This window comes from Pseudomonas sp. PS1(2021) (assembly GCF_020405165.1).
Classification (GTDB): Bacteria; Pseudomonadota; Gammaproteobacteria; order Pseudomonadales; family Pseudomonadaceae; genus Pseudomonas; species Pseudomonas aeruginosa.
The window spans coordinates 4,707,293-4,731,277 of sequence record NZ_CP084484.1 but is presented as its reverse complement, the minus strand read 5'-3'; the positions used below and the strand labels follow the sequence as shown (position 1 = coordinate 4,731,277).

Annotated in this window: 27 protein-coding genes and 1 riboswitch; of the genes, 12 read left to right on the top strand and 15 right to left on the bottom strand. The window is 66.4% G+C overall.

The genetic code is table 11. From position 1 onward, the window contains the following. The 8 genes from LE197_RS22695 to upp all read right to left on the bottom strand — a co-directional run bounded on the left by LE197_RS22695 (position 1) and on the right by upp (position 8,053). On the bottom strand, positions 1 to 948 hold the full coding sequence (locus LE197_RS22695; RefSeq protein WP_003099330.1) for a spore coat U domain-containing protein: 948 nt from the start codon (positions 946 to 948) through the stop codon (positions 1 to 3). Beyond that, positions 945 to 3,317 carry a fimbria/pilus outer membrane usher protein gene (locus LE197_RS22690; RefSeq protein ID WP_003114701.1) on the bottom strand — a complete coding sequence of 791 codons (2,373 nt, stop codon included), beginning with the start codon at positions 3,315 to 3,317 and terminating at the stop codon, positions 945 to 947. The genes LE197_RS22695 and LE197_RS22690 overlap by 4 nt, the downstream gene beginning before the upstream one ends. Positions 3,318 to 3,333: 16 nt before the next feature. Next, positions 3,334 to 4,122 (bottom strand): molecular chaperone, encoded by a 789-nt coding sequence (locus LE197_RS22685; protein ID WP_023108787.1) that lies wholly within the window; start codon positions 4,120 to 4,122, stop codon positions 3,334 to 3,336. 18 nt (positions 4,123 to 4,140) lie between these two features. Continuing rightward, a complete protein-coding gene (locus tag LE197_RS22680; RefSeq protein ID WP_009316220.1) occupies positions 4,141 to 4,683 on the bottom strand; it encodes a spore coat U domain-containing protein in 543 nt (180 codons plus the stop codon). Continuing rightward, positions 4,683 to 5,216 carry a spore coat U domain-containing protein gene (locus LE197_RS22675; protein WP_023108786.1) on the bottom strand — a complete coding sequence of 178 codons (534 nt, stop codon included), beginning with the start codon at positions 5,214 to 5,216 and terminating at the stop codon, positions 4,683 to 4,685. The genes LE197_RS22680 and LE197_RS22675 overlap by 1 nt, the downstream gene beginning before the upstream one ends. Positions 5,217 to 5,246: 30 nt before the next feature. Then, positions 5,247 to 5,795: a spore coat U domain-containing protein gene (locus tag LE197_RS22670; protein ID WP_003117437.1), complete on the bottom strand. Its 549-nt coding sequence runs from the start codon at positions 5,793 to 5,795 to the stop codon at positions 5,247 to 5,249. Between the two features lie 333 nt (positions 5,796 to 6,128). Further along, positions 6,129 to 7,412, bottom strand: coding sequence for a uracil-xanthine permease family protein (locus LE197_RS22665; protein ID WP_003094970.1), 1,284 nt, complete (start codon positions 7,410 to 7,412; stop codon positions 6,129 to 6,131). A 2-nt stretch (positions 7,413 to 7,414) separates the two neighbouring features. Further along, positions 7,415 to 8,053 (bottom strand): uracil phosphoribosyltransferase, encoded by a 639-nt coding sequence (gene upp / locus LE197_RS22660; RefSeq protein WP_016562364.1) that lies wholly within the window; start codon positions 8,051 to 8,053, stop codon positions 7,415 to 7,417. Positions 8,054 to 8,221: 168 nt separating this feature from the next. On the opposite strand from upp, the gene LE197_RS22655 reads away from it, so the two are divergent. From LE197_RS22655 to LE197_RS22635, 5 genes are all read left to right on the top strand, one after another. Continuing rightward, positions 8,222 to 8,779: a hypoxanthine-guanine phosphoribosyltransferase gene (locus tag LE197_RS22655; protein WP_003099341.1), complete on the top strand. Its 558-nt coding sequence runs from the start codon at positions 8,222 to 8,224 to the stop codon at positions 8,777 to 8,779. Between the two features lies 1 nt (position 8,780). Then, positions 8,781 to 9,254: a WbuC family cupin fold metalloprotein gene (locus LE197_RS22650; RefSeq protein ID WP_003094965.1), complete on the top strand. Its 474-nt coding sequence runs from the start codon at positions 8,781 to 8,783 to the stop codon at positions 9,252 to 9,254. A 67-nt stretch (positions 9,255 to 9,321) separates the two neighbouring features. Beyond that, positions 9,322 to 9,807, top strand: coding sequence for a hypothetical protein (locus tag LE197_RS22645; protein WP_003094962.1), 486 nt, complete (start codon positions 9,322 to 9,324; stop codon positions 9,805 to 9,807). Between the two features lie 82 nt (positions 9,808 to 9,889). Further along, a complete protein-coding gene (locus LE197_RS22640; protein ID WP_003094960.1) occupies positions 9,890 to 10,180 on the top strand; it encodes a PA4642 family protein in 291 nt (96 codons plus the stop codon). Between the two features lie 254 nt (positions 10,181 to 10,434). Next, complete coding sequence (locus tag LE197_RS22635; RefSeq protein ID WP_003094957.1) at positions 10,435 to 10,848, top strand: VOC family protein; 414 nt, start codon at positions 10,435 to 10,437, stop codon at positions 10,846 to 10,848. Between the two features lie 49 nt (positions 10,849 to 10,897). On the opposite strand, the gene mqo is transcribed toward LE197_RS22635, so the two are convergent. Beyond that, positions 10,898 to 12,421 (bottom strand): malate dehydrogenase (quinone), encoded by a 1,524-nt coding sequence (gene mqo, locus LE197_RS22630; protein WP_023108785.1) that lies wholly within the window; start codon positions 12,419 to 12,421, stop codon positions 10,898 to 10,900. 840 nt (positions 12,422 to 13,261) lie between these two features. On the opposite strand from mqo, the gene LE197_RS22625 reads away from it, so the two are divergent. Further along, positions 13,262 to 13,849 carry a YajG family lipoprotein gene (locus LE197_RS22625; RefSeq protein ID WP_003094953.1) on the top strand — a complete coding sequence of 196 codons (588 nt, stop codon included), beginning with the start codon at positions 13,262 to 13,264 and terminating at the stop codon, positions 13,847 to 13,849. A gap of 57 nt (positions 13,850 to 13,906) precedes the next feature. Here the strand turns inward: LE197_RS22625 and LE197_RS37175 are convergent, their stop codons facing one another. After that, positions 13,907 to 14,113, bottom strand: a complete 207-nt coding sequence (locus LE197_RS37175; protein WP_003094951.1) for a hypothetical protein — start codon at positions 14,111 to 14,113, stop codon at positions 13,907 to 13,909. A gap of 283 nt (positions 14,114 to 14,396) precedes the next feature. Between LE197_RS37175 and LE197_RS22615 the strand changes: the two genes are divergently transcribed. Next, complete coding sequence (locus LE197_RS22615) at positions 14,397 to 14,684, top strand: hypothetical protein (protein WP_023108784.1); 288 nt, start codon at positions 14,397 to 14,399, stop codon at positions 14,682 to 14,684. A gap of 119 nt (positions 14,685 to 14,803) precedes the next feature. Here LE197_RS22615 and LE197_RS22610 read toward each other — a convergent pair whose 3' ends face one another. After that, entirely contained in the window at positions 14,804 to 15,964 is a 1,161-nt protein-coding gene (locus LE197_RS22610; protein WP_003099351.1) for a 1-acyl-sn-glycerol-3-phosphate acyltransferase, read from the bottom strand. 97 nt (positions 15,965 to 16,061) lie between these two features. On the opposite strand from LE197_RS22610, the gene LE197_RS22605 reads away from it, so the two are divergent. After that, entirely contained in the window at positions 16,062 to 16,244 is a 183-nt protein-coding gene (locus LE197_RS22605) for a CPXCG motif-containing cysteine-rich protein (protein ID WP_003094945.1), read from the top strand. Further along, positions 16,244 to 16,507, top strand: a complete 264-nt coding sequence (locus LE197_RS22600) for a putative signal transducing protein (protein ID WP_023108783.1) — start codon at positions 16,244 to 16,246, stop codon at positions 16,505 to 16,507. Before LE197_RS22605 ends, LE197_RS22600 begins: the two co-directional genes overlap by 1 nt. Positions 16,508 to 16,519: 12 nt before the next feature. On the opposite strand, the gene LE197_RS22595 is transcribed toward LE197_RS22600, so the two are convergent. Beyond that, the gene (locus LE197_RS22595) at positions 16,520 to 17,224 is read right to left on the bottom strand and encodes an MgtC/SapB family protein (protein ID WP_023108782.1); all 705 of its coding nucleotides are present in this window, start codon (positions 17,222 to 17,224) and stop codon (positions 16,520 to 16,522) included. Positions 17,225 to 17,649: 425 nt separating this feature from the next. Here LE197_RS22595 and LE197_RS22590 point away from each other — a divergent pair, with 425 nt between their 5' ends. Further along, on the top strand, positions 17,650 to 18,264 hold the full coding sequence (locus LE197_RS22590) for an SOS response-associated peptidase (protein ID WP_023108781.1): 615 nt from the start codon (positions 17,650 to 17,652) through the stop codon (positions 18,262 to 18,264). A 2-nt stretch (positions 18,265 to 18,266) separates the two neighbouring features. On the opposite strand, the gene LE197_RS22585 is transcribed toward LE197_RS22590, so the two are convergent. Beyond that, positions 18,267 to 20,405, bottom strand: a complete 2,139-nt coding sequence (locus LE197_RS22585) for a methyl-accepting chemotaxis protein (protein WP_003099358.1) — start codon at positions 20,403 to 20,405, stop codon at positions 18,267 to 18,269. 162 nt (positions 20,406 to 20,567) lie between these two features. On the opposite strand from LE197_RS22585, the gene LE197_RS22580 reads away from it, so the two are divergent. Next, entirely contained in the window at positions 20,568 to 21,389 is an 822-nt protein-coding gene (locus LE197_RS22580; protein WP_003099360.1) for a M48 family metallopeptidase, read from the top strand. Positions 21,390 to 21,532: 143 nt separating this feature from the next. Beyond that, complete coding sequence (locus LE197_RS22575; protein ID WP_003121034.1) at positions 21,533 to 22,558, top strand: NAD-dependent epimerase/dehydratase family protein; 1,026 nt, start codon at positions 21,533 to 21,535, stop codon at positions 22,556 to 22,558. Positions 22,559 to 22,567: 9 nt separating this feature from the next. Here the strand turns inward: LE197_RS22575 and LE197_RS22570 are convergent, their stop codons facing one another. Both LE197_RS22570 and LE197_RS22565 read right to left on the bottom strand, forming a co-directional pair. Continuing rightward, complete coding sequence (locus tag LE197_RS22570) at positions 22,568 to 23,011, bottom strand: nuclear transport factor 2 family protein (RefSeq protein ID WP_003099368.1); 444 nt, start codon at positions 23,009 to 23,011, stop codon at positions 22,568 to 22,570. A gap of 116 nt (positions 23,012 to 23,127) precedes the next feature. After that, positions 23,128 to 23,706, bottom strand: a complete 579-nt coding sequence (locus LE197_RS22565; RefSeq protein ID WP_003094926.1) for a TMEM165/GDT1 family protein — start codon at positions 23,704 to 23,706, stop codon at positions 23,128 to 23,130. A gap of 90 nt (positions 23,707 to 23,796) precedes the next feature. Beyond that, a riboswitch (yybP-ykoY riboswitch) is annotated at positions 23,797 to 23,920 on the bottom strand. Positions 23,921 to 23,985: the final 65 nt, after the last annotated feature.

Sequence of the window (23,985 nt, the reverse complement as noted above, 5' to 3'; positions counted from 1 at the left end):
TCAGTAGGTGAGGATCACCCGCACGGTATCGCTGTAGGTACCGGCGGGGACGTTGCCCTGGGCCGGGTTGACGATGGCCCGGTACGGCACGTTCTGCGCGGCGCCGCTACCGGTGCCTGCCTGGGTGTTGCTGGTGGTCCAGACCGTCGAGTCTCCCGGTTTGTAGAGGTTGTACTGGATCGCGTTGGCGCCGCTGAGCATTCGCCGCCAGCCGCCGCTGAAGTTGTTGCCGTTGTCGAAGCCGATGGTATAGGTGGCGTTCAGGGTGCAGCGCACGCCAATGTTCTGGTTCACCGCGGTGAAGGCCGAGACCAGCGCGGCGCTGCCGAAGCTGAGGTCCGGAGCGCTGTCGATGAAGCAGTCCTTGAGCACCGTCAGGGTAACGTTGACGCTGCTGCTGGCGGTGCCGTCGTCGTATACGCAGACTGGGCCGATGCCCGCCGCGCACAGGTGCCAGGCCCAGTTCAGGCCGATGGTATCGGTATAGGTGCCGGCCGGCAGGGTCACCCCGGTGGCGGTGCGCAGGTACAGCGGCAGGCTGCCGTCGGTGGCGTTGAACAGGCCGAGGATGCCGAGGAAGGTGGTGCTGCTCCAGCGTACCGTCGAGCCGACGTTGTAGACGGTGCCGCAGCCGTTGTCCTTGCAGATACTGTAGGGCAGGTAGGTGCCGCTGGCGGCGTTGTACAGCCGCGGCGTGGTGCCCAGCGGATTGGCGGTGCTGGCGATGGTCGCGTCGATGGTGTTGGTGCTGAGGATCGACAACAGGCTGCCGGTGCACTTGAAGCCGGTGGTGCCGGTGATGGTCTGGGCGGTGCTGGCCACGGTGAACGAGCTCAGGCTGCCGAAATTGCCGGTGCCGGAGCTGGTGGTGCAGGCGGCGAGCAGCAACGGGCTGGCGCAGAGCGTAGCGAAGCCGAGCAGGCAGGCGGACGTGGAGTGGCGGCTCATGGCGTATCTCCGATCGGGGCCGAGCAGGTCAGCGGGCCGACCTGGCTGACGGTGGGTTTGCGCGTGTCCAGGCGGAAGCGTGCTTGGCAGGCCCGGCCGTCGGGGCGGACCACGCGTAGCTGGTTGTCGCTTTGCAATCCTTCGAAATAGACCTGGCCGTCCCAGCCGACGCTGGCGCGCTGGCCGCTGCCGGTTTCTTCGGCCTGGCTGCCCAGCGGCAGCGGTTCGCCGCGCTCGTCCACCAGGCTGATGCTGGCGGCGACTACGGCACGGATCGGGAAGTCCAGCAGCAGGCCGCTGCCCTGGCGTACCGCCACGCGCTGCTCGACTTCGGGCGCGCTGACGTTGGCCGGAAGGTCCAGCGGCTCGATCTGGAACTTCGCCGGGTAGTAGGCCGCGACCCAGGGCACCAGCAGGTGGCCGTTGTCGTCGGTGCTGCCCATCAGTTGGTTCTCGTAGCGGATCGGCACCTGTGGATAACCCTTGGTGCTGACCAGGACGAAGGCGTCGTTGATCCGGTTGCTGGCGAACACGGCGTTGTCCATCCATACCAGCGAGCCGCTGAGATCGGCCCAGCGCGTGTAGTTGCCGGTCTCGCCATAAAGGCCGCCCTGCAGTTGCACGTTCTGCATGCGCCAGGTCAGGTCGGCCTGCTGGTAGCGGCTGGCGCCGCCGCCATAGCCGAGGTTCCAGCCGAGGCCGCCCTGGCTCGGCGTGGAGCGGCTCCAGATCACCCGCTCGCTGTAGCGTCGGTCGCTGTCGCGGGTGACGCCGATGTTCAGCAGGCCGTTGATGTCGAAGGGAATCACCAGTTGCATCAGCGCGCTGTAGCCGTCGCCGTCGAGATCCTTGTTCAGCGCCAGGTAGAAGCTGCTGCGGCTGCCGATCGGGCGGCTGTAGGAGAGGTTGGCCAGGCGCGTGCGGCTGCCGTCGCGGGCGCGGATGTCGAAGTAGCCGGTACCGATGGTGCCCTGCTCGTCGAAGGTCAGGCTGGCGGTAGCCTGGTCGGTGCGCCGGCTCAACTGGTACTCGCCGTCCAGGGTGCCGAGGTCGCCATAGCCGGCGCTGCGCTCGATGTGTTGCAGGCTGAGGCCGAGCCGTCGCGAATAGTAGGAGTAGCCGAGCAGGTATTGCTGGCCGCTGTCGCCCTGGCCGTCGCTGCCGCTGGCCGCCAGGCTGAGGGTGCCGAAGGTGGCCACGGCGATGTCGCCGCCGATGCCGAGCAGGCGCAGGTCGCTGGCGGCCTCGGCGTGGGTGGAGAGGGTCAGGCGGTCGCTGACGCCGTAGCGGTAGATGCCGCTGGCGGCGTTGTCGGCATAGGAGAAGTTGCGCAGGCCGTAGTCGTCGCGCAGGCGCCCGACGGACAGGTCGAAATCGCTCAGGCCGCGCGCCAGCAGGGTGTTGGATACGTAGAACGGCAGGCTGGTCACCACTTGTCGGCCCTGGGCGTCGGTGGTCACCACCGTGGCTTCGCCGGCTCCGTTGATGTACGGCACGTTGCTGATGGCGAAGGGACCGGGCTGCAGGTCGGCGCTGCTGGCCTTGTAGCCGTTGATGAACAGGTCGACGGTGCTGGGTACGGCGGCCTGGCCGTCGAAGCGCAGCAGCGGATAGGTGACCAGGTCCGGACGTACGCCGAAGTTGCGGGCGAAGCGAAAGCCGCCCATGCGTACCGGGGTGGTCCAGTTCAGCGCGCCGTTGACGTAGTCGCCCAGTTGGTAGCTGTGCATGTTGCGTTCGTCGTTGTACAGCCAGTAGGTGTCGTAGCGCAGGTAGCGGCTGTCGAGGTTGTCGGCGTCGCCGAAATAGCGGGTGTAGACGCCGGTGTTGGAGATCACCCCGAAGCCGTCGAACAGGCGTTGCTCGAGCAGCGCGGAAAGCCAGGGCGTGGCGCCGTCGGCGGGGTCCGAGTAGTACAGGTCGTAGTTGAACAGCGCGCCGAGGCTGCTGCGCGCCGGGGCGCGGGCGACCAGTCCGGGATCGTCGAAGCGCTGCTCCGGCAGCCAGTCCGGCGGCACTTGCAGGTGCAGTTGCTGGCTGGCGCTGTCATAGTCCGCCCGGACCTCGGGCAGGGCGTCCACCGCGACCTGTCCGGCGGGGTTGCCAGGCAGGCGCACGCCGGCTTCGCGCAGGGCCGCGGCGTCGAGCAGGTAATGGCCATCGGCGGCGTTGACCGGCACCACCTGGCCGCTGTCGCGGCCGTTGATCACCAGTTCCAGGTAGTAGAGGACGTTGCCGCCGCCGGACGGAGCGGGTTGCGGCGGCGGCAGTCCGGCCAGGTAGTCCGCCGCATGGACAGGGGAGAGCAGCGCCAGGCCGATCAGTAGCGAGCGGTGGCGGCGAGAGCGCCGCTGACACGGGCGAGGCACGGGACCGACGTCCGCCTCAGTACCCGGGAACGCTGATCGGCGCGTCGTTGTCCGCCAGTTGCAGTTTCAGGGTCATGCCGGCGTCCGGCAGCAGCCCCGGCGGCAGCGGCCAGCGCATCTGCCGGCCGGGCAGCACGTAGCCGAGCAGGCCGTCCAGCAGCGCCAGGCTGCGGCCGTTGCCCTCCCAGCGGACATGGCTGAGGCGGGCGTGCACGCTACCCTCGTTGCGCACCTGCAGGTAACGCTTGCCCTGTTCCTCGACCAGCCGCCAGGCCAGCTTCGGCCGGGTCGCGTCGGCCGGGTCGCGCTCGACATCGCTGCGGGGCTGGGTCCAGACGCCGTCGGCGCTGACGAACAGCGGTACCGAATAGCGCATCTGGAACTGCAGGGCGAGACCGGGGCTTCGTTGCGTCTGCCCCGCGTCGCCGTCGGGCACTTCGTCGATCAGCACCCGATAGGCTTCCTCCGGCGTGCTGGGCTGGCCGCCCTGGCGGATCAGCCGGACCAGCTGCCGGCGGCTCGGCTCGACCTTGACGAAGGGCGGGCTGGGAATCACTGCCTGCTGGTTGCGATAGACGTCCTGGAAATCCGCCTGGGACCAGCCGAGCACGCGCACCTGCAGGGTCACAGGTTGCTTGCCGCGATTCTCCAGCCACAGCGCCGTGGCCGGTTGGTCGGCTTCGATGGCCGGGTTGATCGGCCAGATCAGCACCGCACTGGCGGCTTGTGCCGGGCCGCCCAGGAACAGCGCCAGCAGCGCCGCAAGCCAGCGGCCGGGGCGGAGAGGTAGGTGTGGACTGGGCATGTGATCCTCCATGACGGCTCAGAACGAAAGGGTGACGGTGACGGTATCGCGGTAGTTGCCGGCGGACGGCAGGCTGCCGACCGCGAACAGGCGTGCGTATACCGTGTAGGTCTGGGTGCTGGCGGGAAAGTTGGCGATGGTCCGCGCGAGTGCCCCGTTGCCCCAGACCTGGGAGTAGGCGGCATCCTGGTAGAGCTGGTAGGCGAGGGTCTCGTTACCGCTCACCCGCTTCAGGTAGCGCTGGCTGCTGCTGCCGCCATTGACCCCGTAGTCGAGGGCGACGGAGACGGTCATTCCCGGAGTGCAGGTCAGGACGATGGAGCCGGCCCCGGAGCTGCTGGCGACGTTAACCGGACTGGCCAGGTTGCCGAGGGTGCCGAAGCTCAGGGTGCCGAGGTCATAGGCGTTGTCGCTGATGGCGGTGCCGAAGGCGCAGCCGTTGGCGACCACCGCCTCGACCTGGAAGGCGCGGCTGATCGGCGATGGATCGGCATGCGCGACCAGGCTCGGCAGCGGGAGCAGGAGAAGCGACAGGAGTAGATGCCGGCTGGACATCGGCATCACCAGCTGATGGTCACGTTGACGGTGTCGCGGTAGGTCCCGGCGACCGGCGTGGTCTGTACCGGCACCAGGCCGTAGATGGGGTACCACTGGTCGTTGCCGTTGCCGGTGGCGGCAACGCCGGTGGTGTTGTCCCAGACGATGCCGCCGGGGCGGTCGCTGTACAGGTTGTAGGTCAGGGTGAGGGCGGTGTTGGCGATGTTCGCCATGCGCCGCGTGGCGACGCTGCCGTAGAGCCCGCCGTCGAGCGTGATCGCATAGGTCTGGCCGCTGGCGCACTTGACCCGGATGGAGCCTGCGCCTTGCTGGCTGGTGGCGCTGATGGCGTTGTTCAGGGAGGCGTACTGGCCGAAGTCGAGGGTGCCGAAGGTGATCGCGCCGCCGCTGCCGACGCTACCTGCCTCGCAGGCCGGGAGCAGCGTGGCGCTCAGGACGATGGTGGCGGTCTGCGCGTTTGCCGGGTTGCAGCCGAGCAGGCAGAGCAGTCCTCCGGTGAAGTAGCGGTTCAGGCTCATCGGTCCCCCCAGGACCATGCTGCCCGGCGCCGCGCCTGGCGGCGCGTCTTACCAGGCGATGGTGACCAGCAGGGTGTCGGTGTAGGTCCCCGCCGTCGGCGTGGGCGTGCTTTGTCCGGTGGGCACCACGCGGCCATAGAGGGGGATGTTGACCGCGGTGCCGGTGGAGACCGAGGAGATGTCCACCGGTGTGTTGGCCTGGATCAGCGCGCTGCGCGCGGCGTCCGAATAGATGTTGTAGGCGATGGTGCTGCTGGTGGTGGTGGTGTTCTGCATGTAGCGCTGGCCGCCGCTGGCGTGCAGGCCTGCGTTCACCGTCAGGCTCGGGGTCAGGCCGGTGCTGCACTGGATCTGGATATTGCCGCTGGTGCCGACGGTCTGCGCGTCGACCACGTTGGTAAGGTCGGAATGGCTGCCGAAGTCCAGGGTTCCCCACTGGTTGATACCGCCGCTGACGCTGCCGTTGATGATGGTGCAGCCGGCACCGATGACCATCTGCACGCCGACCTGGCCGATCAGCGTACCGGCGGCCTGGGCGGTGCCCAGCAGGCTGGCGCAGGCACAGAACAACAAGACTGCCGGAGTGCGTTTATTCATCTCTAACTTCCTGTCGATAACGAATGTCGGTGACGCAGGACGATGTTGGCGGATAAATAAAGTTCCCACGACTTTAAATGATCGGCCTTATATATCCGCCAAACTCGAAGTTCATGGCTGGCGACGCGCCGGGTGCGGCGCAGAGCGGCTCGCCAGTCATGCTTGACTGGCTATATAGCAGCGCGAATAAGCCTCTGCCAGTTAGGTGACGTGATTGTTTGGAAAATACAGGGAAGTTTAATTACAAAGTAGTAAGCGATTGGCTACATGCTTTTGAAAATAACGTGGCGGGTGGAAAATGGACGGAACAGCGAAGTGTTCCGTCCGTTGTTTTCAGTGTGAGTCCTTGTGTTGTTCGTCGAGCGCCTTGTTCTGCCAGCCGTCGTTGCCCGGCAGCAACAGGTTGAGGACGATGGCGACGATGGCGCACAGGGCGATGCCCTTCAGGCCGATGTCGTCGGGGCCGGTACCGCTGCCGATCAGCACGCCGCCGATGCCGAACACCAGGGTCACCGAGACGATCACCAGGTTGCGCGCTTCCGAGAGATCGACCTTGTGCCGGATCAGGGTGTTCATGCCGACCGAGGCGATGGTGCCGAACAGCAGGCAGAGGATGCCGCCCATCACCGGTACCGGGATGCTTTGCAGGATCGCGCCGAACTTGCCGACGAAGGCCAGGGTGATGGCGATCACCGCCGCCCAGGTCATGATCTTCGGGTTGTAGTTCTTGGTCAGCATCACTGCGCCGGTGACTTCCGCGTAGGTGGTGTTGGGCGGTCCGCCGAACAGGCCGGCAGCCGAGGTGGCCAGGCCGTCGCCGAGGAGAGTGCGGTGCAGGCCGGGCTTCTTCAGGTAGTCCTGGCCGGTGACGCCGCCCACCGCGATGACCCCGCCGATATGCTCGATGGCCGGGGCCAGGGCCACCGGGACGATGAACAGGATCGCCTGCCAGTTGAATTCCGGCGCGGTGAATTTCGGCAGTTCCAGCCAGGGTGCGGCGACGATCGCGGCGGTGTCGACCACGCCGAAGACGAACGACAGGGCGAAGCCGACCAGCACGCCGGCGATGATTGGCACCAGGCGGAAGATACCCTTGCCGAATACCGCCACCACCAGGGTGGTGAGCAGCGCCGGCATCGAGATCATCATCGCGGTGCGGTACGGCAGCAACTCGCTGCCGTCGCCGGCCTTGCCCATCGCCATGTTCGCCGCGATCGGCGCCATCGCCAGGCCGATCGAGATGATCACCGGGCCTATCACCACCGGCGGCAGCAGTTTATCGATGAAGCCGGTGCCCTTGATCTTCACCGCCAGGCCCATGAAGGTGTAGACGAAGCCGGCGGCGACTACCCCGCCCATGGTCGCGGCCAGGCCGAACTGGCCCTTGGCGAGGATGATCGGGGTGATGAAGGCGAAGCTGGAGGCGAGGAACACCGGTACCTGGCGCCCGGTCACCAATTGGAACAGCAGGGTCCCGAGGCCGGCGGTGAACAGCGCGACGTTGGGATCCAGACCGGTGATCAGCGGCATCAGCACCAGCGCGCCGAAGGCGACGAACAGCATCTGCGCGCCTGACAGCACCTGGCGCCAGAGCGGCTCCTGGAAGGCATCGCCCATGTTCAGGCTTCCTTCTGCTTGGTACCGAAGATCTTGTCGCCGGCGTCGCCCAGGCCCGGAATGATGTAGCCGTTCTCGTCGAGCTTCTCGTCGATCGAGGCGGTATAGATGATCACGTCCGGGTGGGCCTGGCGTACCGCCTCGATGCCCTCGGGGGCGGCGACCAGCACCATGGCGCGGATTTCCTTGCTGCCGGCCTTCTTCAGCAGGTCGATGGTGGCGACCATCGAGCCACCGGTGGCGAGCATCGGGTCGATGATCAGCGAGCGTCGCTCGGCGATGTCCGGCGCCAGTTTTTCCAGGTAGGTGCGTGCTTCCAGGGTCTCTTCGTTGCGGGCGACGCCGACCGCGCTGACCTTGGCGCCGGGAATCAGGCTGAGCACGCCGTCGAGCATGCCGATGCCGGCGCGCAGGATCGGCACCACGGTGATCTTCTTCCCGGAGATCTTCTCCACCGTCACCGGGCCGGCCCATCCGGGGATTTCGTACTGTTCCAGGGGCAGGTCCTTGGTCGCCTCGTAGGTCAGCAGGGCGCCGACTTCCTGGGCCAGTTCGCGGAAGTTCTTGGTGCTGATATCGGCACGGCGCATCAGGCCCAGTTTGTGGCGGATGAGGGGGTGGCGGATCTCATGTACGGGCATGGGCGACTGTCTCCAACGGGGGGCGGGCAAAAAAATTGCGCTAGCGTAATGCATTCCGCACAGTCTGGACCATTATTCTGATTCGCACTCGACCGCCGGGGGTTGCCCGATGGCGACCGGATGAGTACCTTTGCCGACTTTTTCTCAGCCCAGCCAGGGAGAAGCACCATGTCCGTCGATCTCGCGCACATCCGCCAAGTCAGGGCGGAAGCCGACTGCCTGTTCAACAACGACGAGGTCGAGGCAGCCATCGGTCGCGTCGCCGAGGCGATCAACCGCGATCTCGGCGAGACCAACCCGGTGGTCTTCTGCGTGATGAACGGCGGCCTGATCTTCTCCGGCAAGCTGCTCCCGCTGCTCGACTTCCCCCTCGAACTGTCTTACCTGCATGCGACCCGTTACCGCAACGAGACCTCCGGCGGCGAACTGTTCTGGAAGGCCAAGCCGGAAATCTCCTTCATCGACCGTGATGTGCTGATCATCGACGACATCCTCGACGAAGGGCACACCCTCTCGGCGATCATCGACTTCTGCAAGCATGCCGGCGCACGCGCGGTGCACACCGCCGTACTGGTGGACAAGGAACACGAGCGCAAGGCCCGGCCTGACCTCAAGGCCAGCTTCACCGGCCTCTACTGTGCCGACCGCTACGTGTTCGGCTACGGCATGGACTACAAGGGCTACTGGCGCAACGCCGCGGGCATCTTCGCGGTCAAGGGGCTCTGAGATGGCCGGACCGCGCTACCTCGACCAGCAATTGTTCGCCGAACTGGCGAGCGGGGCGGGTAACGCGCCGCGTGGTCGCCAGCATCACAACTTCCACCGCATGGAGGAGCCCTGCCATCGCATGGCGGTGGGCCTCCAGCCGAATACCTACATCCCGCCGCACCGGCACCTGGATGCGGGCAAGGCCGAGGCGCTGATCGTGCTCAAGGGCCGTCTCGGCCTGCTGGTCTTCGCCGAGGACGGGGAACTCCTCGACAAGCGCGAGTTGAGCGCCGCTGGGGACTGCCCCGGTGTCGACCTGCCGCCCGGGGTGTTCCATGCCCTGGTGGTGCTGGAGCCGGACAGCATCCTGTTCGAATGCAAGGCCGGGCCTTACCGCCCGCTCGGCGAAGGCGAGTTCGCCAGTTGGGCGCCTGCCGAAGGCAGCGCCGATGCGCCGGCCTACCGGGACTGGATGCGCGCCCAGTTCGCCTGAGCGCTTCGCTTCGGCGGCGGGTCGGCAGCCATGCTAGAGTGCCGGCTCGCCCTGTCCGGAGGTCCCGATGTTCGCCCGTAGCCTGTGCGGCTCCCTGCTCCTGTTCGTCAGTCTGGCCGGCCTGGCCGCCGAGAATCCCCCGATGCACGCGCGCTTCCTGCCGCCCGACGACGGCCAGTTGCGCCAGGAGGCGCCGGAGCAGCAGCAACTGATCCAGATCACCGAGTACAGCGTGGTGCTGGGCAACCAGCGGCAGTCCAACCAGCAGCCGATCCCGATCACCACGCCGACCCTGCTGCGCCTGAAGGGCAAACCGCTGAGCAAGGGCGCGACCCTGGCCCAGGTGCTGATCCAGTTCGACAGCGAAGGCAAGAGCCTGAAGAAACCGGTCTACGATGCCGGGACCCGCACCCTCACGCTCAACTACCCGCTGGCGCAGTACCCGGCGTTGCTCGACCTGCTGCGCAACCAGACGGTCTATTGCCAGTTCCTCGCCTATCCCAACGGCCATGTCTGGGCCGACCTGCACACCGGCGCGGTACGCGCGCGTTGAGCCTCGCCGCGCGCCGGGAGTAAACTGCCTGGCCTTATCCCGCGCCGGGCGAGCCCGGCCCCAGAGCCGTTGAGAGAAAGCGATGCGCAAAGACAAGAAACAGATCATTGGCGAAGAGATCAGTGACGAGTCGATCAAGCTGTTCCTCGGCGTCGAGCCGGCCGACGACACGCCCCCCTCGCTGCACAAGCTGATCAAGGCCTATCGCGGCCTGCGCATCGACGACTTCGAGCGCTTCCTCACCTTCTTCCGCGAGGCCGGCTACGATCTCGATGCGCGCGACGCCAAGGGCAACGACTTCGTCGCCCTGGTCGCCGACCAGCGCCAGGCCGCGCCCTACATCGAAGCGCTGCAGGCGGCCAAGGGCGCCTGAGCCGGCCATGCGGTGAAAAGCCCGCCCTTCGGCGGGCTTTTTCGTTGCGCGGCCCGCCGAAGAATCCCACCCGTCGGCGAACGCCAGCACCCGAATGACGGCTGGCGGTGGCAAGGGACGATAGGCATATGGGCCTTCTCGCATTGCGGAGCGCCAGGGAGACAGGGGGGGCAATGGCCAGGACTGCTTTATTCGCTCTGCGAGAGGCTGCTGCTTTTCTACACTCACAGGAAAAACAGCCTGCCGAGGTTCCCATGTACGTCCAGCCCTACGTCTGCTTCAACGGCCGTTGCGAAGAGGCCCTGCGTTTCTATGAACACGCCATCGGTGCCAGGGTGAGTTTCCTGTTCCGTTTCGACGAGGCGCCCGGTCCGGTGGTGGTGCCGGAAGGCTGGTGCGACAAGGTGATGCACGCCAACCTGCAGATCGGCGATAGCCAGATCATGGCCTCGGACGGGCACGGGCCGGCGTTGCAGCCGATCTCCGGGATTTCCCTTTCACTGAATACCCGCGACCCGCAGCAGGCGCGGCGCTGCTATGACGCCTTGCTGGAGGACGGCGGGCGGGTCGAGCTGGAGTTGGGCAAGACCTTCTGGTCGCCCTGTTTCGGTACCCTGGTGGACCGTTTCGGGGTGTCCTGGATGATCAATTGCGAGGCCGGCGCCTGACTCCACAAATGAAAAAGCCGCCCGAAGGCGGCTTGTTCCGTCGCGCGGCTCACTCGGCGTTGACCGGGGCCTGCACGTTGTTCTTCGCGGTCAGTTCCAGCACCTCGCTGCAACGGCTGCTGACGCTGCGGTACAGCTCGGCGTCGCTTTCCAGCTCTTTCTCGCGAGCCGGGAAGATTTCCTTCAGCTTGGCGCTCCACTCCGGCGAGCGGGCCTGCTCCGGGAAGCAGCGCTCGATCAGGCCGAGCATGATCGAGACGGTCACCGAGGCGCCCGGCGAGGCGCCCAGCAGGGCGGCGATGGAGCCGTCGTGGGCGGCCACCAGCTCGGTGCCGAACTGCAGGATGCCGCCTTTCTTCGGATCTTTCTTGATGATCTGCACGCGCTGGCCGGCGACTTCCAGGCGCCAGTCCTCGGCCCTGGCTTCGGGGTAGAACTTGCGCAGGGCTTCCAGGCGCTGTTCCGGCGACTGCATGACCTGGCCGATCAGGTAGCGGGTCAGGTCCATGTTGTCGCGGGCCACCGAGAGCATCGGCAGGATGTTGCCCGGGCGTACCGACAGCGGCAGGTCGAGGAACGAGCCATGGCGCAGGAACTTGGTGGAGAAACCGGCATAGGGGCCGAACAGCAGGGATTTCTTGCCGTCCACCACGCGGGTGTCCAGGTGCGGCACGGACATCGGCGGCGAGCCGACCTCGGCCTGGCTGTAGACCTTGGCCTGGTGCTGCTTGACGATTTCCGGGTTGTCGCAGCGCAGCCACTGGCCGCTCACCGGGAAACCACCGAAGCCCTTGCCTTCCGGGATGCCGGAAAGTTGCAGGAGCGGCAGGGCGCCGCCGCCGGCGCCGAGGAAGACGAAGCGTGCCTGGATCTCGCGGTCGCCGCCGTTGCGGGTGTCCTTGACGGTGACCCGCCAGCCGTTATCGGCGCGGCGCAGGTGGGTGACCTTCTGGTTGTAGCGGATCTGCGCGCCCGGCTGTTGCGCCAGGTGTTGCAGGAGCTGGTTGGTCAGGGCGCCGAAGTTGACGTCGGTACCGCCCTCGACGCGGGTCGCGGCGATCGCTTCGTCGGCCGGACGACCCGGCATCATCAGCGGCATCCACTCGGCGAGGGTGGCCTTGTCCTCGGAGTAGACCATGGTCTCGAAAGCGTGGTGCCTGGTCAGCGATTCGAAGCGCTTCTTCAGGTAGGCGATGCCTTCACTACCGCGCACGAAGCTCAGGTGCGGTACCGGGTTGATGAAGGTCTTCGGCGAGCCGAAGGTGCCCTTGGCGACCAGGTGCGACCAGAACTGCTTCGACACCTCGAACATGGTGTTGATGCCCACGGCTTTCTTGATGTCGATGCTGCCGTCGGCCGACTGCGGGGTGTAGTTCAGCTCGCACAGGCCGGCGTGGCCGGTGCCCGCGTTGTTCCACGGGTTGGAGCTTTCGATCGCGCCGGACTCCTGGAGTTCGACGACTTCCATCTTCAGGTTGGGGTCGAGTTCCTTGAGCAGGACCGCCAGGGTCGCGCTCATGATGCCGGCGCCTACCAGCAGCATGTCGACTGTTTCGTGATCGTTTTGCGCCATTAACGCTTCTCCAAAATCTTCAGCACCAAATTGACGACAGACGGGGCGGGGCCGAGGCCGGTACGGGCCGGCAGGCAGCGGCGGAGGGAGCCGTCATGTCCGATTCTTCGCAACAACGGCGGGACGCCGGGCGTCATCGCCTATGGATGCCGGGCGCGGGGCTGGCGATCTGGCAGCCTGGCTGGCCCATGCGGGCATCCGGTCGTGCAAGCACATTCGCGACGGAACGGGCCGTCAGGCTCTGGTCATGAGGTATCCGCTGCGGTCGCGTCTGCGGGGGGCTGTTTCAAGCGCTAATGGCGCACTTACCGACGCAAAACTCTTCATTGCTCGCCACACTCTCGTGAAGTAGTGAAATACCTTCGATCCACGCTCTTTTGGAGACATGGGCCGGAAGGGCTCGTCTGTCGCGGGCATGCCTTCGCAGAATCTGCGGGGTCATGCGGCATTCCTTGCCGAAAAACTCGCTACAGGCGTTTCAGGGCGTCTGCCTCATGGGGCAGCGCTCTACTGGCGGCTCTCTGTGGGGGGATGGCGCGGGGGCCGGAACCCGATCAGGAGGCGTCCTTATAATCGGGGGGCGATTATAACGGTGAAAATCAAAAAATACCCCGCTCCTTAGACTTTTTTCCCATTCCCGGTCACGAAGTGCCCGCCGGCGAAAGCCCCCTGGGACAATCCGCCGCGCCGTATCTGCCAAACGCCGGGCATGCGTGCCCTGCGCCACCTGCCACAGGCGAGGAACCGCGCCCCGTGGCGAACGTCCAAGGCAATGCTGCGGTGCCTTCGCGGCGCCGTTATACTGCCGGCCATTCGTGCCCAACCCATGGAGAGATGAGCATGCTGCATCGCCTGTTGCTCAGCCTGATGACCGCAAGCGCCCTGGTTCTCGGCGGCTGCGCCCTGAGTCCGCAACAACTGGACCCGCAACCGGTCCTTAAAGGACCGTTGACCGCCGTCGGCCATGGCCAGCCGGTGGTGGTCAAGGTGGTCGATGGCCGTCCCGGCCCGTCCCTGGGCACTCGCGGCGGCCTCTACGCCGATACCAGCACCCTGACCGTCCGTAGCGAGGACGTGGTGCCCAAGCTCCAGGCCCAGGCCGAGACGGCCGTGCGCCTGCTCGGCTACACGCCTTCGGCCAACGCCTACAACGCGCCGCAACTGACCCTGACCCTGGCCGAGCTGAAGTACCAGTCGCCGAAGGACGGCGTCTACGTCACCCAGGCCGACATCACCGCGACCTTCCGCGCCGACGTGCAGAACAGCAGCCGGCGCTACACCGGTCGCTACGGCGCCTCGCTGAACCAGCGCTTCGGCATGGCGCCGAACCAGGCGACCAACAGCAAGCTGGTCAGCGAGGTGCTCAGCGACGCCCTGACCCGCGTATTCAAGGACCCGACCATCGCTCAGACCCTCGGCCAGCAATGAGCCGGCGGTAACGAGAAAGCCCGGCGGATGCCGGGCTTTTTCATGCGCTCGGGAAACTCAGGCGGCCTGGTGGAACGGGTCCGGCTCGCCGATGCTGATGCGTTCGTCGGTCTCAGGCAGGTCGAGGTGTTCATGGCCGCAGGCGGTGCAGTACACCAGCCAGCGGTCGTCCTGGACATTGAAGGAAAGATCGACGATCACGGCCTCGATCTCGTCCAGGTGGTCGATCAGATAGTTATGTTCGTGGGGTGCGGTTTCCAGCATGACGACTCTCCTGTGTTGTCGTTTGCCTGGGTGGGGTTCTGTGACCGGCAAAGCACTTTCAGACTAGTCGGTCACCCTGGCGAGGCCGCGCCTTTTTTAGACGGATTGCTGCTAACCGCTGCGCTTCGTCGCGACAACCCGGGTGCCGCTGGCCGTCGCTCATGCATTCTGGATAGAATTCGACCAGTCCTTCCCTGCCGTCCCCGACGGTCCGTCCTGTCATCAGCTCACCCAAGGCGTTATTCGGTAGCCCCGGCGTGTGGTCCTGTTGCGGAGGTTATCGATGTCCTTGCAAGCCTTGTGGGCGCTGTTCCTCGCCCATCCCGCCCAGGCCGTGAACGGCCTTGCGCTGTTCTTCGGTGTCGCCGGCGCCTGGCTGCTGCTGGCCACCCGCGCACGCGAGCGTCGCGCCCTGGCGCGCTGGGCCGCGGCGGGGGAGGCGGGGGAGGCGGGGGAGGCGGCATTGCCGATGGACGAGGCGACCCTGCGGATCAACCTGTTCTTCTACCGATTCGGCACCGCCTGCCTGGGCCTGGCGCTGCTGGTCAGCTGGGCCAGCACGCGGCTCTGAGAGCCCTGCTCGGCGAGCCGAACCGCACGCGGATAAGCGTATCGCGGTTATCCGTCCATCGCCTGCGGGTTCGAAGCCGTTGTCCGATGGAGAAGCCCGGCGGCGCCGGGCTTTCGTCTTCAGGATTGCTGCTTGATCCGGTATTGGTTGAGCACCGGGTTGGCGTATTGCAGCACCAGCCAGGGGCGCTGCTCGGCCGGGCATTGCTCCAGGCGGCGGTTCCATTCCTTGCGCGCCTTCTCCAGCTCCTCGCTGCCGAACAGGCTCTCGGCCGTGGGGACGGCGAGGCCCGGGTCGCGGTTCTCGCTCATCTCGTAGGCCAGGTAGTGCACCGGGAACAGACGGTAGTTGCCGAGGATCTGCCGGTCCAGTTCGGCGGCCAGCTGCTTGGCGTCGCTGAACTCGCCCTCCAGCTCGGCGCCGAAGTTGATGTGCACGCGGCCCTTGTAGCCGGTGATGCCCAGGGCGATGCTGGCATCGTCCTCGCCCGGCGCCTTGCGGTACTCGCCGGTGCTGGCGCGGGTGTGCAACTCGCGGGCCTTGGCCAGATCGCAGGGGTCGTATTCGTAGCTGATCGACACCGGGATGAAATGCAGGGCGCGCACCATTTCGGCGAAGGGTTCGTCCTTGCGGCTCATGTGGAACATCTTGAGGATCGCCGAGTCGGTACGGTCGTCGCCGTCCTTGGCCCGCCCTTCGGCCTGGGCGATCCACACCGACTGGCGGTCCTCGCGGATCGAGTGGTTGATGTAGGCGGAGAGCGTCTGGTAGGCGGCGAGCTTCTCGCGCCGGCCGCTCAGCGAACGGTGCACGATGAAGCTCTTGTTCAGGCGCATCAGGTCGCTGACGAAGGATTTCTGCAGCAGGTTGTCGCCGATGGCGATGCGCGGGGTCGGCAGGCCGGCGTGGTACACGGCGTAGTTGACGAAGGCCGGGTCCATCACGATATCGCGGTGGTTGGCGATGAACAGGTAGGCGCAGCCTGGCTTGAGGCGATTGACCCCGGAGTAGGTGACGCCATCGGTGGCCTTCTCGATGGTGTGGTCGACGTAGGGCTCGAACTTGTCCTGCAGCGTGGCGACGCTGCGGATGCCGGTGACCTCGCGGGCCAGGCGATGGGCTATAAGAGGTTTGAGCAGCCAACCGAGGGGACCGGCCAGGCGCGGGAAGCGGTAGCGGACCAGGGCGCCGAGGAAGGCGTCGTCGCTCAGGAGGCGTTGCAATACCGCGGGGACTTCGGCGTCACTGTAGGGTCGGATGGCTTCGAACTCGCCCATCATGCTTTCTGGTTCCATATGGATGCTGCGAAGGCCGCCCAAGGGGGTGGCCGAAAATTGAACCGCGCGATTATAAACGGAACTCATAGGGGGTGCAGCGATGCTCGAAAGCCAGGCCTATAGCTGCCCTTACTGCGGGGAACCGGCCGAGGCGCTGCTCGACCTGAGCGCCGGCGACCAGCAGTACTACGAGGACTGCCCGGTGTGCTGCCGGCCGATCCTGTTCGACCTGCGCACCGATGGGCAGGACTGGTCACTGAACGTCCGCCGGGAGGATGACTGATGCAGCGCGTATATGAGCCGGCCGACCTGCTGGAAGCCGAGATGCTGGTGGGAATGCTCGCCAGCGAAGGGATCGCCGCCCATGTCAGCGGCCGCCACCTGGTCGGCGCCATCGGCGAACTGCCGCCTGGCGGACTGCTGGCGTTGTTGGTGGCGGACGAGCAGACGGAGCGGGCGCGGGAACTGATCCTCGCCTACAACGCCGCCGCCCCGCTGGCCGAGGAGCCGCTGGAGCCCTGCGGCCCCGGCAGCCTGTTGTGTTGAGGCGTCCGCCGCTCAGTCGGCCGCCAGTTCGAAGACCTGCCAGCGCACCGAGCTGACGCCCTTCTCCAGGCTGACCCGGCTGACCAGGTGTTCCAGCTGCGCCGGAGCTTCGGGGGTGCCGAGCAGTTCGGCGCGGACTTCCAGCTTGGCCGGGTTGTCCAGATCCTCGCTGTGCAGCGATTGCAGGCGCAGGTCGCTGCTGCCGAGGCTGTGCAGCATCAGGCTGCGAACCTGGATCTCGTCCTCGGCGCGGCAGACGATCTGCACTTCGTAGCGTTGCTCGGCCTCGCTGGCCGGCAACACGTCCTGGCGGTTCAGGCGTTGGGCGATGTCGCGCAACAGGATGTTGGCGCAGAGCACCACCAGGCTGCCGAGCGTGGCCTCCAGCAGCAGGCCCATGCTGCACAGGACGCCGATGGCGGCGGTGCACCAGAGGGTGGCTGCGGTGTTCAGGCCGCGCACGTTGAGGCCGTCGCGCATGATCACGCCGCCGCCGAGGAAGCCGATCCCGGAGACCACATAGGCGGCGATCCGTGAAGCGTCGCCGGCCAGGCCGGGCACGCCCTGGGTCATCAGCACGAACAGGCAGGCGCCAGTGCTGACCAGCGCATTGGTGCGCAGGCCGGTGAGGCGTTGGCGCAGCTGGCGTTCGGCGCCGATCAGGGCGCCCAGGACCAGCGCGACCGCGACGCGCAGGAGAAATACTTTCCAATCCATGTTTCACCTCGTTGCCGGCCGACGGCCGGAGCTGGCGCGGGCCGTCGGTCCGCGCGGATAAAGGACGATGGATTGCGCAGGACCGCGGCTTCCCGCTGCGCGGTTGGCGCGAGGGAAGGGACACGAAGGGAAAATGGGGATGCGTCATCCCGGACGGGATGCGGATCGCCACTGTCCGCCATGTTCGGCGAGGCAGTGGCAGAGGGTTCTGCTGGACTAGCTCGCCGGATGGACCTGTCGCAATCGACTAGGGCTGTTGTCCAATGCAGGACTCCTGTGTGGGTTACAGAATGCGGGCGGCACCTTAAGCCTGGAGGATAGGCGCGTCAAGTTAAGATTGGGTTTCATTCAGCTTGCGTTCGGCAAGGCCAGTGTGGCGCTTCGGGTTACACTGTGCGGCTTTCCCTCACCAGGCAGTGCCAAGCATGAGTGGTCGTTACGCCCTGTTCCGCTGGAATCCGTCGCTGGCGGCCCTGCCGGGCTTTCCGGCGGATTGGCGGGCGCACTGGAACATTTCTCCGGCGAACCAGGTGCTGATGGTTCGCGAGGACGCCGGTGCGCGCCGCGCCGACATGGCGCGCTGGGGGCTGACCCCGGCCTGGCTCACCGACCTGTCGCGTACGCCCAGCCACGCACGGGCGGAAACCCTCGCCGAGCAACCGATGTTCCGCGAGGCGTTCCAGCAGCGCCGCTGCCTGCTGCCGGCCAACGGCTTCTATGAATGGCGCGGGGTGCGCAAGCGTCCGTACTGGGTCTCCACCGGCGAGCGCCTGTTGTTCTTCGCCGGCATCTGGGAGGCCTATCCGGTGCATGGACAAACCTGGCTCAGCGTGGCCCAGGTATCCCAGGCGGCCGCCGAGTTCCGCCGGCCGCTGCTGCTCGACGAGGCCGAGCAGGATACCTGGCTGGCTCCGGACACGCCGCTGCCGGCGCTGATAAGCCTGCTCGCCAAGCCCCAGCCGAACCTGCGCAGCGTGGCCCTGGCCGGCTTCGTCAACAAGCCTGAAACCGACGGGCCGGAGTGCCTGACCCCGGCCTGACGCTAGACCCTGAACTGATTCACCAGGCGCCGCTGCTGCTCGGCCAGGCGGGTCAGCTCGGCGCTGGCCTGCGAGGCCTCGTCGGCGCCGCCGGCCACCTGGTTGGCGACCTGGCCGATGTTGGCGACGTTGCGGTTGATGTCCTCGGCCACCGCGCTCTGCTCCTCGGCGGCGCTGGCGATCTGGGTGTTCATGTCGTTGATCACCGATACCGCCTGGGTGATCGACTCCAGCGCCTCGGCCGCCTGGCGCGCATGGCGCACGCTGTCGTCGGTGCGCTCCTGGCTGTCCTGCATGACCTTCACCACGTCGCGGGTGCCCTGCTGCAACTGCTGGATCATGCTCTGGATTTCTTCGGTGGCCTGCTGGGTCTTCTGCGCCAGGTTGCGTACCTCGTCGGCCACCACCGCGAAACCGCGACCCTGCTCGCCGGCGCGGGCGGCCTCGATGGCGGCGTTGAGGGCGAGCAGGTTGGTCTGCTCGGCGATACCGCGGATCGCCACCAGGATCGCGTTGATGTTTTCGCTGTCCTTGGCCAGGTTCTGCACCACTCCGACCGCGCGGCCAATCTCGCTGGCCAGGGCCTGGATCGCCGCCGAGCTGCTTTCGACGATCTGCTTGCCCTGGTGCGCGGCCTGGTCCGCGTGGTTGGCTGCCTCGGCGGCGTGGGTGGCGTTACGCGCCACGTCCTGGGCGGTGGCGGTCATCTCGTGGACCGCGGTGGCCACCAGTTCGATCTCCGCCAGTTGCTGCTGCACGCCCTGGTTGGTGCGGATGGCGATGTCGGCGGTGTGCTCCGAGGAGTCGCTGACCTTCTGCACCGATTGCACCACCTGGCCGATCATGTTCTGCAGTTTGCCAAGGAAGGTATTGAAGCCCTTGGCGATGGAGCCCAGCTCGTCGGCGCGCTCGCTGCTCAGGCGGCGGGTGAGGTCGCCTTCGCCCTGGGCGATGTCGTCGAGCATGCCGACCAATTGGCGCAGCGGCCGGGCGATGCCGTAGCCGACCAGCCAGACCACCAGCAGGCCGAGGGCCGCTACCACCAGGCCGGCCAGGCTCATGCCGAGGATATCCTGCTGGCGCTGGTCGCTCAGCTCGCCCTGGAGTTGCTGCAGTTCGCCGAATACCGCCGCCTGGGGAATCTGCAGCATGAGGGTCCAGCGCACGCCGCTGTCGGCGATGGTGAAAGGCAGGAACAGCTCGATGTGGCCGTGCTCGGCGTCGATGTCGTAGAGCGGCTGGTCGACCGTGAGGTTCTTCAGGTTGTCCACTTCGTTGCCGTCGAGGACGCTGCCGGCGGGCTCGCCGAGCTTGCTGTCGTCGCGGGTGTAGGCCACCAGGCGGCCGTTGCTGGCGATCAGCGCCATTTCCCCGGCGCCATCGTAGAGCTGCTGGTCGGCGCGCTTGAGCAGGTCCTGGATGAAGGCCAGCGAGAGGTCGGCACCGACTGCGCCGCGGAACTGGTCACCGACCATGATCGGCACGTTGAAGGACGACATCATCACGGTCTTGCCGCCCATTTCGTAAGGGGCCGGGTCGATGATGCAGGGACGCTTGTTCTCTTTCGGACAGGCATAGAACTCGTTCTCGCGCACCCCGGTGGGCAGCAGCTTTTCGCTATCGATGCTGTCGGCCATGGCCTCCACGATCGGCTTGCCGTCGGCGCCGCGATACCACCAGGGCAGGTAGCGGCCGTCCGGGCCGTAGCCCTTGCCGGGTTGCCCGGCGAAGGCGGCATCGGTATCGAAGGCATTGGGTTCCCAGGCCATGAAGGTGTCGAGCAGCTTGGGGTTGTTCTGCACGGTGCTGCGCAGCAGCGCGGAGATTTCGTCGCGGCTGGCGTTCAGCTGCGGCATGCCGTCGGCGCCCGGCTCGCCGAGCAGGCGGGTGCTGTTGGCCAGGCCGTGGACCACCGTCAGCGGATACTCCAGCTCGCGCTGGATCTGGCTGACCTGGGCGCGGGCCAGGGCCACCAGGCGCTCGTTGATGACCTTCTCCAACAGGCCCTGGGTGCGTTGCTGCACCAGCTCCTGCGTTCGCGCGCCGGCGAACAGGGCGTACAGCACCAGCACCACGACGACGCTTAGAACGCTGGCGCCGGCGAGGGCGGCGACAGAAAACTGGATCGACTTGAGCTTCATGATGGGACTTCTGACCCTTGTTGGAATTGTCTCTGAGGAGCTTATCGGCAGGAGGACGGCAAATCCTTAATCGGCCGTCGGAGATTTCCTCGCCAACGGCTGTTGCCGGCGTTCGAGGCGCGGCCTACCATGCGCTCGGCCTTCAGAGGAGAACAAAGGACCATGGCTCATCCCTTCCGATTCGCCACCCTCGCCGGCGCGCTGCTGCTCGCCGGTTGCCAGGCAGTGAACACCACCAGTGGCGGCGCCGTCGGCGTCGACCGCAAGCAATACATGTTCAGCATGTTGTCCAGCCAGGAAGTCGACCAGATGTACGCCCAGTCGTACCAGAAGACTCTCGGCGAGGCGAAAAGCGCCGGCGTGCTCGATACCAGCAGCGCCGACGCGCGGCGAGTCAAGGCGATCGCCCAGCGGCTGATCCCGCAGACCGCCGCCTTCCGCCCGGACGCCACCGGCTGGAACTGGGAAGTCAATGTGGTGAAGAGCGACGAGCTCAACGCCAACTGCGGTCCCGGCGGCAAGATCATTTTCTACACCGGGCTGATCGACAAGCTGAAGCTCACCGACGACGAGATAGCCGCGGTGATGGGCCACGAGATCGCCCACGCCCTGCGCGAGCATGGGCGCGAGGCCATGTCCAAGGCCTACGGCGTGCAGGTGGCCAGCCAGATCGGCGCCCTGGCCGGCCTCGGCCAGGAAAGCCTGCAACTGGCCAATACCGGCGTCGACTACCTGATGACCCTGCCCAACAGTCGTGCCAACGAGAACGAAGCCGACCTGATCGGTCTCGAGCTGGCCGCCCGCGCCGGCTACAACCCGGAAGCGGCGATCACCCTCTGGCAGAAGATGGGCAGGGCCAGCGGCGGCGCCAGCCAGCCCGAGTTCACCAGCACCCACCCCTCCGACAGTTCGCGGATGGCCAATCTCCAGGCCGCGATTCCCAAGGTGATGCCGCTGTACCAGCAGGCCAGGCGCGGCAAGTGAGGCCAGGGCGCGCGGTCGCGGGGGGCGGCCGGCGCGCCGACAGGCTTACCATCGGAAACGCCTGTTGTGTATTTCCGTAACCTGCTGTTTGGTATCTCGCCGGTGTTCGGCCTAGACTGCTGGCCGACCCGCTTGCGGGACCCGTGGACGAACAGCCACTCTCACGCCCTGGAGCTCATGTGAAATACGCCGTACTCGGAGCCACCGGCCTGCTGGGACATCACGCCGCGCGCGCCATCAGGGCCGCCGGTCACGATCTGGTGCTGATCCACCGTCCTTCTTCGCAGATCCAGCGTCTCGCCTATCTGGAGCCCGAGTGCCGGGTCGCCGAGATGCTCGACCACGCCGGCCTGGAACGCGCCCTGCGCGGCCTCGACGGGGTGATCTTCAGCGCCGGCTACTATCCTTCGCGGCCGCGCCGCTGGCAGGAGGAAGTGGCCAGCGCGCTGGGCCAGACCAACCCGTTCTATGCCGCCTGCCTGCAGGCCAGGGTGCCGCGCATCCTCTATGTCGGTTCGGCATATGCCATGCCCCGCCATCCCCAGGGACTACCGGGCCACGAGGGGTTGTTCTACGACAGCCTGCCGAGCGGCAAGAGTTCCTACGTGCTGTGCAAATGGGCGCTCGACGAGCAGGCCCGGGAGCAGGCGCGCAACGGCCTGCCGGTGGTGATCGGGATTCCCGGCATGGTACTCGGCGAACTGGACATCGGCCCGACTACCGGGCGCGTGATCACCGCCATCGGCAATGGCGAGATGACCCACTACGTCGCCGGCCAGCGTAACGTCATCGATGCCGCCGAAGCCGGGCGCGGACTGCTGATGGCCCTTGAGCGCGGGCGTATCGGCGAGCGCTACCTGCTGACCGGGCACAACCTGGAAATGGCCGACCTGACCCGGCGCATCGCCGAGCTGCTCGGCCAGCCTGCGCCGCAGCCGATGTCGATGGCCATGGCTCGCGCGCTGGCCACCCTGGGCCGCTTGCGCTACCGGGTCAGCGGCCAGTTGCCGCTGCTCGACGAAACCGCCATCGAGGTGATGGCTGGCGGGCAGTTCCTCGATGGACGCAAGGCCCGCGAGGAACTCGGCTTCTTCTCCACCACCGCCCTCGACGACACCCTGCTGCGCGCCATCGACTGGTTCCGCGACAACGGCTATTTCAATGCCTAGGACGGTTGGCTAGGGCAGCGCTTTTTCCGCGAAGGGTCGGGTCTGCAGTCCCAGCTGGGCGCGAAAGCTCTCCATGTCGAACATGGTGCACAGCTCCTGCAACTGGCCCTGCGGGTTGAACACCCAGAAGCCCATCGCGGAAATGCTCAGCACCTTGTCGCTGGCCGGATAGCCCAGGGTCGGCCGGACGATGGTGCCGATCAGCGTGCTCCAGGTGAACACCTTGCGTTCCTCGCCGATGCAGTCTTCGACCACGACCTCCAGGTCCGGCATCGCCGTGCGGATGTCCTGCAGCAGGCGGATATAGCCGGCGGTATCCAGGGGACGGCCGATGAACGAGCTTTTGTAGAGGAAATCCTTGCTGTGCAACTGCTCCACCAACGCCATGCGGCCCTTGTTCCAGGACAGCTCGATGTGATGGCGGGCGAGTCGTTTCAGGTCGTGTGAGGGCATCTCCGGCTCTCGAGGGCGAGTGGTGGGGCAGGCATCCGGTGCCTGCCTGAACTGTAGCCGTTCCTATGCATTTTGCATTGGCCGCCCAGCCATCCCGGGCCCGGCGGCGCAGTCCTTCAGAGCCAGCCGGTCAATTGCGCGGCGTGCCAGGCGGCGTACAGGCCAAGTGCGGCGAAGGCGGCCGCGGCCAGGCGGCGGATCAGGGTCAGCGGCAGCTTGTCGGCGGCCAGGTTGCCGATCAGTACCACCGGTACGTTGGCGATCAGCATGCCCAGGGTGGTGCCGATCACCACCAGCCAGAAATGCGGATACTGGGCGGCCAGCATGACCGTGGCGACCTGGGTCTTGTCGCCCATCTCGGCGAGGAAGAACGCGATCAGGGTGGTGAGGAAGGGGCCGTATTTCTTCAGTCCGGACTCTTCGTCGTCGAGCTTGTCCGGTACCAGCGTCCACAGGGCGACGGCGATGAAGGAGGCGGCGAGGATCCAACTGAGGGTGGCTTCCGAGAAGAAGCTGGCGACCCAGGCGCCCACCGCGCCGGCAGCGAAATGGTTGGCCAGGGTGGCGGCGACGATGCCGGCGATGATCGGCCACGGCTTGCGGAAACGCGCCGCGAGCAGGAGTGCCAGCAACTGGGTCTTGTCGCCGATTTCCGCGAGGGCAACGATGAGGGTAGGGACGAACAGCGATTCCATCAGGCTTCCTAAGGGGCGGGTCGACCAATCACCATGACACGCGCCATCTGCCCGCCCCGGGTCAGATCGTGCGTGTCATAGGTCTTGTCAAACCCTTGGCCTGTCTGGGCAGGCTTGGGTCGCGCGCGCCATGGTCTGCGGACCAAGTGTGTTGACGCGTGCCGGGCGAGGCCGGTGCGGCGCTCGCGGGAGACTACTCCCCTAGGACGGGGCGCATTCTGCCCAAGCCGGGCGGCTTGGGCAAGCCCGGGACGGAAACTTTCGTCCGGGAGGGCGGCG

What these genes read in the sequence shown, in the direction of transcription:
- LE197_RS22640 (WP_003094960.1), top strand. Translation starts at nt 9,890, where the DNA reads ATGCGCAAAGACAAGAAACAGATCATTGGCGAAGAGATCAGTGACGAG.
- LE197_RS22645 (WP_003094962.1), top strand. Translation starts at nt 9,322, where the DNA reads ATGTTCGCCCGTAGCCTGTGCGGCTCCCTGCTCCTGTTCGTCAGTCTG.
- LE197_RS22580 (WP_003099360.1), top strand. Translation starts at nt 20,568, where the DNA reads ATGGCTCATCCCTTCCGATTCGCCACCCTCGCCGGCGCGCTGCTGCTC.
- LE197_RS22675 (WP_023108786.1), bottom strand. Translation starts at nt 5,216, where the DNA reads ATGGTCCTGGGGGGACCGATGAGCCTGAACCGCTACTTCACCGGAGGA.
- LE197_RS22680 (WP_009316220.1), bottom strand. Translation starts at nt 4,683, where the DNA reads ATGCCGATGTCCAGCCGGCATCTACTCCTGTCGCTTCTCCTGCTCCCG.
- LE197_RS22565 (WP_003094926.1), bottom strand. Translation starts at nt 23,706, where the DNA reads ATGGAATCGCTGTTCGTCCCTACCCTCATCGTTGCCCTCGCGGAAATC.
- LE197_RS22585 (WP_003099358.1), bottom strand. Translation starts at nt 20,405, where the DNA reads ATGAAGCTCAAGTCGATCCAGTTTTCTGTCGCCGCCCTCGCCGGCGCC.
- LE197_RS22605 (WP_003094945.1), top strand. Translation starts at nt 16,062, where the DNA reads ATGCTCGAAAGCCAGGCCTATAGCTGCCCTTACTGCGGGGAACCGGCC.
- LE197_RS22615 (WP_023108784.1), top strand. Translation starts at nt 14,397, where the DNA reads ATGTCCTTGCAAGCCTTGTGGGCGCTGTTCCTCGCCCATCCCGCCCAG.
- LE197_RS22635 (WP_003094957.1), top strand. Translation starts at nt 10,435, where the DNA reads ATGTACGTCCAGCCCTACGTCTGCTTCAACGGCCGTTGCGAAGAGGCC.
- LE197_RS22670 (WP_003117437.1), bottom strand. Translation starts at nt 5,795, where the DNA reads ATGAATAAACGCACTCCGGCAGTCTTGTTGTTCTGTGCCTGCGCCAGC.
- LE197_RS22650 (WP_003094965.1), top strand. Translation starts at nt 8,781, where the DNA reads ATGGCCGGACCGCGCTACCTCGACCAGCAATTGTTCGCCGAACTGGCG.
- LE197_RS22685 (WP_023108787.1), bottom strand. Translation starts at nt 4,122, where the DNA reads ATGCCCAGTCCACACCTACCTCTCCGCCCCGGCCGCTGGCTTGCGGCG.
- LE197_RS22655 (WP_003099341.1), top strand. Translation starts at nt 8,222, where the DNA reads ATGTCCGTCGATCTCGCGCACATCCGCCAAGTCAGGGCGGAAGCCGAC.
- LE197_RS22600 (WP_023108783.1), top strand. Translation starts at nt 16,244, where the DNA reads ATGCAGCGCGTATATGAGCCGGCCGACCTGCTGGAAGCCGAGATGCTG.
- LE197_RS22590 (WP_023108781.1), top strand. Translation starts at nt 17,650, where the DNA reads ATGAGTGGTCGTTACGCCCTGTTCCGCTGGAATCCGTCGCTGGCGGCC.
- LE197_RS22570 (WP_003099368.1), bottom strand. Translation starts at nt 23,011, where the DNA reads ATGCCCTCACACGACCTGAAACGACTCGCCCGCCATCACATCGAGCTG.
- LE197_RS22665 (WP_003094970.1), bottom strand. Translation starts at nt 7,412, where the DNA reads ATGGGCGATGCCTTCCAGGAGCCGCTCTGGCGCCAGGTGCTGTCAGGC.
- LE197_RS22695 (WP_003099330.1), bottom strand. Translation starts at nt 948, where the DNA reads ATGAGCCGCCACTCCACGTCCGCCTGCCTGCTCGGCTTCGCTACGCTC.
- upp (WP_016562364.1), bottom strand. Translation starts at nt 8,053, where the DNA reads ATGCCCGTACATGAGATCCGCCACCCCCTCATCCGCCACAAACTGGGC.
- LE197_RS37175 (WP_003094951.1), bottom strand. Translation starts at nt 14,113, where the DNA reads ATGCTGGAAACCGCACCCCACGAACATAACTATCTGATCGACCACCTG.
- mqo (WP_023108785.1), bottom strand. Translation starts at nt 12,421, where the DNA reads ATGGCGCAAAACGATCACGAAACAGTCGACATGCTGCTGGTAGGCGCC.
- LE197_RS22610 (WP_003099351.1), bottom strand. Translation starts at nt 15,964, where the DNA reads ATGATGGGCGAGTTCGAAGCCATCCGACCCTACAGTGACGCCGAAGTC.
- LE197_RS22625 (WP_003094953.1), top strand. Translation starts at nt 13,262, where the DNA reads ATGCTGCATCGCCTGTTGCTCAGCCTGATGACCGCAAGCGCCCTGGTT.
- LE197_RS22595 (WP_023108782.1), bottom strand. Translation starts at nt 17,224, where the DNA reads ATGGATTGGAAAGTATTTCTCCTGCGCGTCGCGGTCGCGCTGGTCCTG.